Genomic DNA, 1,415 nt, shown 5'->3' with positions numbered 1-1,415 from the left:
GGCTCTATAATTTCTGTAGTGGGTAAATCCACCATGGAGATTATGGAGCCTTTTTGAGTATAGAAAAAAAGTCCCATATGACCTATAATGAAAAGCGACTAAACTCACATTAGAAAGGGTTCATATGGAACAACTAAATCTTATCACAAATTTTCTCAGAATTAAAGACAAAAATATCACTATCACTGATGAATATGATATGGGAACTCACTTAGAACTCCACGGTCACTTGGACTACACAGCCCCTAAATGCCCAAAATGCAAGGGACAAATGGCTAAGTACGACTACCAGAAAACTTCTAAAATCCCCTACCTAGAAACTGCTGGCTACCCTTTACTTATCCGTCTTCGAAAGCGTCGGTTCAAGTGTAAAGAATGTGGGAAAATGGCGGTCGCTGAAACTCCTCTTGTCAAGAAAAACCACCAAATCTCTGTCGCTGTTAACCAGAAGATCGCTCAATTACTCATTGAAAATCAAGCAATGCAACATATTGCACACAGGCTATCAATTTCAACATCGTCAGTTATGAGAAAGCTCAATGAGTTCAAGTTTGAAACGGATTGGAATACCCTACCTGAGGTGATGAGTTGGGACGAGTATGCCTTCAAGAAGGGGAAAATGAGCTTCATCGCTCAAGATTTCGACTCCCTAAATGTCATCGCCATTCTGGACGGAAGAACTCAAGCAACCATCCGAAACCACTTTCTTCGCTATCCTAGAAAGGTTAGAAATCGGGTAAAAGTGATTACCATGGATATGTTTAGTCCCTATTATCAACTTGCTAAACAACTTTTTCCGAATGCAAAAATTGTACTCGACCGCTTTCATATCGTGCAACACCTTAGTCGTGCTATGAACCGTGTCCGTATTCAAATTATGAATCAATTCAACAGAAAATCGCAGGAATACCGTGCCTTGAAACGTTACTGGAAATTGATACAACAAGATAGCCGTAAACTCAGCGATAAACGATTTTATCGCCCTATGTTTCGAATGCATTTGACTAACAAGGAAATCCTAGAAAAACTCCTGTCTTTCTCCGAGGAACTACGACAGCACTATGAACTCTATCAACTACTCTTATTCCATTTCCAGGAGAAGAACTCGGACCATTTCTTTAACCTCATCGAACAGGAATTAGCCACTGTTAATCCTATTTTCCAGACGGTATTGAAGACATTTCTAAAGGACAAAGACAAGGTTTTGAATGCTCTAGAATTGCCTTATTCCAACGCCAAACTGGAAGCTACCAACAATCTCATCAAAGTCATTAAGAGAAATGCCTTTGGTTTCAGGAACTTTGAAAACTTTAAAAAACGGGTTTTGATTGCTTTGAACATAAAGAAAGAGAGAACGAAGTTCGTCCTCTCTAGATGTTAGCTTTTCATCTACCCACTACAGTTGACAAAGAGCC

General features: G+C 39.6%; 1 protein-coding gene. It reads left to right on the top strand.

What is annotated here, in order from left to right; all coding sequences use genetic code 11:
* Positions 1 to 124: 124 nt before the first annotated feature.
* Positions 125 to 1,381, top strand: a complete 1,257-nt coding sequence (locus RR45_RS10830) for an ISL3 family transposase (RefSeq protein ID WP_031365517.1) — start codon at positions 125 to 127, stop codon at positions 1,379 to 1,381.
* The last annotated feature ends 34 nt before the right edge of the window (positions 1,382 to 1,415 follow it).

This window comes from Pseudolactococcus chungangensis CAU 28 = DSM 22330 (assembly GCF_002441885.1).
GTDB classification, from domain to species: domain Bacteria; phylum Bacillota; class Bacilli; order Lactobacillales; family Streptococcaceae; genus Pseudolactococcus; species Pseudolactococcus chungangensis.
Note: the sequence above shows the minus strand (reverse complement) of the source record. Positions and strands in the feature narration are given on the sequence as shown.